4 protein-coding genes are annotated in these 5,786 nt (G+C 33.7%); all 4 read right to left on the bottom strand.

Going from position 1 to position 5,786, the window contains the following annotated elements; translation table 11 throughout:
* The coding region (locus V7056_RS16630) for a hypothetical protein (protein WP_499703532.1) at positions 1–216 on the bottom strand (216 nt) is incomplete at its 3' end.
* 171 nt (positions 217–387) lie between these two features.
* On the bottom strand, positions 388–1,932 hold the full coding sequence (locus tag V7056_RS16625; RefSeq protein WP_499703531.1) for an alpha/beta hydrolase: 1,545 nt from the start codon (positions 1,930–1,932) through the stop codon (positions 388–390).
* 218 nt (positions 1,933–2,150) lie between these two features.
* Positions 2,151–5,273, bottom strand: coding sequence for an MMPL family transporter (locus tag V7056_RS16620; protein WP_499703530.1), 3,123 nt, complete (start codon positions 5,271–5,273; stop codon positions 2,151–2,153).
* A gap of 180 nt (positions 5,274–5,453) precedes the next feature.
* On the bottom strand, positions 5,454–5,786 hold a 333-nt coding region (locus V7056_RS16615), incomplete at its 5' end, for a hypothetical protein (RefSeq protein ID WP_499703529.1).

The following is a 5,786-nucleotide window of genomic DNA, read 5'->3' as shown; positions in this document are numbered from 1 at the left end:
ATCATTGTATATTTTTCCGATATCTCGATATGGGAAAGGATTATTAAGTTTATTTCCTAATTTTAATAATTCATTCATAATAAAAGGTTGTTTTTCTGTTATTACTAATTTTAAAAAGTTATGGAGGTATCTACCCACTCCGGTTGATAACTTCTCGCTTCTAATATTTCTAATTGGATCTAAATGATCTATTCTATACCATCTCTCTGTCTTCAAATATAAATCACCATATGTATTTTTATTTTTATTTCATTATTATATTACTTTCTTAATTGGCAGAAGTACAAATCAATTCTCTAAAACTATCTAAATATGTTAATAACGAAAAGGCATGTTTTAGTAAAAATAATAAAACATGCCTTTTTTATTTAACTTTCTAATAAAAATTTACCTTTTCTCTGTTGTTAAAGGATCGACTTCATCTCCAGTTTTTAAATCTATTACTTTAGTTGCATTTGAAGAGACTGGAATTGTTTTGCTGTTTGGTGGTTGATTTTTCTTTTCTACCCATTCTTCAAGGATATCAAATGATTGATAAACATAAGGGAGAAGTGGTTGTAGCTCTTTCTTTTGGTCGGTTGCAGCGTTCCAAACAAGACTGTCAACATGGTTGGCTTTTTCAATCGTATATAGACGATGATTTTTGGCTTTTCCTGATTCCTTTACTAATTTTTCATATGGTGTCGCATGGACTGACGGGAAAATAAGTGTATCAAGGGACCCAGTTAAGCTAATTAAAGGTACATTAATATCTCCAGTATTTTCTATTTTCTTTACGTCTTCTTTCACTGAAGATGGACGAGATTGATAGTTATAGTCGTTAAAAATCCAATCATATTGTCGGTCTCTAAGTCCATTCGTAAAGTTCAAATAGTTTTTCCACGGGATATGATTTTCGGCGCTCGGATCAAATTCATCACGATAAATATTTAATGTAATAAACCAATAAATTTGATCATGATAATTCCATAGTTGCTCAGAGCCTTTCGGTAATCCTGACTTGTACATTTCTTGGATTGCATTTTCTTTTTCAGTACCTGTGCCATATAATGCTTTTTCTGCATTATTCACGACAGGTGTTAATGAGCTTATTAAATTAGGTTCATTCGCTCTCCATAGTACGCCTTCCCAATCGATTCCTCCATCATATAAAGCTGGCTCTCCGGTTTTCTTTTTCCCATCATTTTCAAGAGCGTAACGAACTACATATCCACCGTTTGATATTCCCATCGCATAGGTCGGTACTTTATGTTTTTTATGTACGAGTTTACTTGCTGGATTACGCTTATCATTTTTATCAATTAGTTGATCTGCATGGTTTTCAATTAAGTATTTTTGAGCAGCTTTCGTCACTTCACGGAATCTTTGATTCCATTCTGCAACGCTATCTTCTTCATCCCATAATGCATTTTTAGATTTTGCTAATGAATCTAATGGATCAACCTCACCTTGTGTTCCCTTATCTGAAGCTGCAAAGGCGTATCCTTTTGCTAAGACGTAATCACTAAATAATAAATCTGTTGCGGTTTCACTTCGTGTCGCTGGGATTCCAGCAACTACTAATTTCCCATTCCAATTTTCAGGAACGCGAATTAAAAACTTTGAATCTTCAAACATACCATTAATTTGAGTACCCTTTACTTCTGCAGGCTGATACATTTTAAACCAACCAGTCCTTGCATCTTTATTTCCCCAATTATATGGCGTTAATCCCAGGTTTCCAAATTCAATTGCTGCATTGTATTGAATTGGATTTTTCGTTGTTAGCCAATTGCCACTTACACCATCAAACTGCGTAACTTTCACATCATGTGCTCCTGGAATAATAGCAGCTGATGTTGCTGAAAAAGCTTTCACATTAAAAAAACTCACAGATGGACTTGTCAATATTAGAATCGAAGCAGCACCCAAAACTAATAATCTCTTTTTCATCTCTATCATTCTCCCTTATAAAAATGAAATCTAGTCCTATCTAATTTTCTATATCGTTGATCAATTACCTTTATCAAACAGTACTGAGATAAAAATTGAGACTTTATAACTAAGAATCGCTTACACAAAATATATATTTAGTCTATATTCTTCAAGAAAAAAGAAACAGGCATTGTCTATTAACAACACCTGTTTCTTCTTTTTTAAAATTATCTTGATTACAAATTTTGAACGTCTTTCATTTGTAATGCTTCATCATTCTTTTTATTTGAGCGTAGTTTAGACATAAAATCTGGTATCGCAATCAATGCCGGTACAAATATTGGCAAGAATACCAAGCACAGCGCTGCAATTCCTACGATTACGGCTGTTCCTAATTCAATTAAAAGTGACAACCCTGATGGTATAAGTGTAGCAAACGTACCTGCAAGTATAATTCCTGCAGAGATTACTACTCCTCCGATATGCTTGGAAGCTTCCAAAATAGCGTCCTTTGGTGAAAGATCAGGATATTCCTGGTATCTCATCATAAGGAAAATACTGTAATCCACTCCCATAGCGACAATAATGATGAATGCGAAAAATGGCGCAAAAGAAGAAATGCCATCTAATTTAAGCACATCATATACAACAAAGTTCATTGCATTCATCCCTATATAATAAGACCCGATTAATGACCCAACAATATAAAGTGGAATCCAAATATTTCTGATGACTAAAACAAGAACTAGAAATACACTTATTAATATAATGACTTTCGTACGGTCTAAATCACTTTTAAGGACCTTATTCATATCATTTGTATTCGAACTTGGACCTCCAGTTCCATATTTCGCATCAGAAAGAACTGTTCCCTTTAGTCCAGATGATAATGTATGATTTATCTTCTCTATTGTTTTTAGTGCATTTGATGAATAAGGATCGTCATTTAAAACAACTGTTATTTTTGCAATCTTTCTATCTGATGACATGTAATTGTCCATCGATTTCTTAAAATCGCTGTTTGTTAAAGCGTCTTTCGGAATAAAGAACGTTTTATAGTCCGTTAATTGCGTCAAGTAGTTGTTCGTTTTACCAAGTCCTTCTGCAATGTCGTCAAGGCCATTACCGCTTTTATCGATTCCACCTTTCAACTGACCCATTCCGCCAGAAAGCTTAGATAATCCGTTATTAAGCTGCTCTTGACCATTTTTTATTTTTCCAACGCCAGAATTTAATTGTGCCATACTAGAAATGATTGTTTTCTGGCCTGCACTACCTTGCTTTAACCCATCTGAAAGTGATGCTGCACCTTTTTGTAACGCATCCAACCCACTTACCATCTGTTTTTGAGCTGTTGCTAATTGTTTTAATCCATCGTTTGCTTTCTTAAAATTAGCATTTAATGTGTCGTAGTTTTTGCCTAACTCCACGATCCCACCATTCATCTGAGCTAGACCTGTTGCTAACGACGAACCAGATTCTTTAAGTGTCAAATATTGATCATCAGAAGCTAATTGATCCGGATACTTTTCACCAAGTACATCTATTAACTGATTCATGCCTCCAAGACTCTGTTGTAACATTGGCAGTTGTTGCTCGATGCCTTGATATCCATCTCTTAATTTTGAATAACCACTTTGAAGACTCGAAAGTCCATTTGCAACTTCATTCGTTTTACTGCTAATTGTATTAATGCCTACTTTGACTTTGCCAATGCCATCGCTGATCCCAGCAGCACCGTCTGCTCCCTGTACTATTCCATTATCGATTTTTGTTAGTCCTTCGCTAATACTACCAAGTCCTGTTTGGATTCCTCCAGTGCCTTTTACAAGTTCATTCACACTTGAGAAGTCCGGTGTTGTTAAACTAGAGCTCATCTGGTTTAACCCATTACTAATCTTGTTCACACCATCTTTTGTAGCATCCATTCCATTTGTAACAGCTTCTGTTTGACTGCTAATATAAAAATCATCAATTTGCTCCGCTGTTGGTTGCGTTACACTGGATACTTTTTTAACACCTTTTATCTCTTTAATTTCTTCAGTTAGATTGTCTATAACTGCTAAATACTCGTTTGAATCCATAGGATTTTTACTTTCAATTGCAATTGTAGTTGGCATTGCCTGACCTTTGTCAAAATGCTCCGCTACAATATTAAATCCTTTTGAAGCTGGCGTCGAATCACCTAATTCCTTCAAAGTATCAAATGTTAGTTTTTGAGAATTAAACAGTATTGAAGGTACCGTAATAGCAAGAATCACTAGTGTCGCAAGCACAGGATATTTAACAGAAACTGTCGTTAGTTTAGCCCACAGTTTATTTTCTCCATGACCTGAAACACCTTTTGATGGCCAAAATAGTTTATTACCAAGTAATTTCATCAATATTGGTGTAAACGTTACTATTTGTAAAAGGAAAATGGCCGTTCCAATTGCAACAACTGTACCTGATTGATAGATTGAAAACTTTGCAAAGCTTAAACTTACAAAGGCAATAAAAACTGTAAGAATACTATAAAAAATTGTTTTACCTGCTGTTTTAAACGTATTAACAATGGCATCATCAACTGAATAGCCTTTACTTAATTCTTCTTTAAATCGATTAAATAGTAATATATTATAATCCGTACCTACACCAAATAAAATTAAAATAAGAAGTAGCTGTGTAAGACTTGTTATTGGGAAATGAAGCTTCTCAATCAGCTGTGCAGCAATCCCCATCGAACATAGGTAAGAAATACCAACTGCAAGTAATGATACTAATGGCGTCACAATTGAACGGAACATAATGATTAATACAACAAGAATAAAGATAATCGTTAATGCTCCACTCTTATCTACTCCTGCGATCGATACTTTTGTATAATCATCATTAATAAAGTCTTCCCCTGTTAGATAATAAGTGACATTTACTTTTTCTAGCTTACTATTAAACTCTTTTTTTATTTCATCTATGTCTCTTCCATTAATATTAAGCTTGAAAGATACTAATAAAGTAGTGCCATCTTTTGAAATCAATGAGCTTTTTGCATCCGGTATATTAAATGGATCAATAATCTCATCTACCCCAAGCTCTTCCTTATTGTTTTGAATCGCTTTGATTCCTGATTCAATCTGATTCATGTCTTCGGTTGATAGTTTATTCTCGTCGTAGAAGACAATTAATTCATTATTCCCCTTAACAGTACTCATTTTATTTAAAATTGAGTTCGCTATTTTGGAAGGATTGTTATCGCTTAACTCGCCCTGTCCTCTTTGTCTAAGAATTTCATTTATATCGGGTTGAAAAACTGTTAATAAAACTGTTGAAACAATCCATATTGAAAATATTATCCAACGGAACTTTAAAATCTTTCTCATTTGAAGCCTCCTGTTTTATAAATAAATTTTTATTTTGACTTGTATTTAAAAATGAACAAACGTTCACCAATGAGTAAAATGAGGTGCAAATTTTGAGTATATGAAATCGTTCTTTAGTTATGGCTAAACAAACAATACAATAATGAACATCAGTTCACTAAAGGATAAAGAATAGTCACATCAAAAGATGTGAGACATTTCTTCAAATCGCTTTTCAATATCCGTAAAAATGATATGTATTAATTGGTCAACTAAGATACTTATTCTAACCCCGTCTTCCTGAGTCCTTAACAGAGTATAAACTCCTTCAAGTAATGTCGTCGAGAGAACGTAGCAAATAAAAGGATCTTTAACCTCAATATCCCTTTCTTTCAGCTGCTGCATTAACTCCTTTTGAAGAATGATATGTATTACTGAGATCATCTCTTCTTTAAAGTTTTCAAATTTTGAGCCTTTACTCTTATCAAAGAGAATTAAAAGTTCTTTATTTTTCACTTTAAAAATATCTAAAAT

This window comes from Bacillus sp. JJ664, from assembly GCF_036962205.1.
Taxonomy (GTDB): Bacteria; Bacillota; Bacilli; order Bacillales; family Bacillaceae_G; genus Gottfriedia.
The sequence above is the reverse complement of the archived record's forward strand: the minus strand, read 5'-3'. Positions and strand labels throughout refer to the sequence as shown.

Coding starts and splice junctions, on each gene's coding strand:
- V7056_RS16625 (WP_499703531.1), bottom strand. CDS start 1,932: ATGAAAAAGAGATTATTAGTTTTGGGTGCTGCTTCGATTCTAATATTG.
- V7056_RS16620 (WP_499703530.1), bottom strand. CDS start 5,273: ATGAGAAAGATTTTAAAGTTCCGTTGGATAATATTTTCAATATGGATT.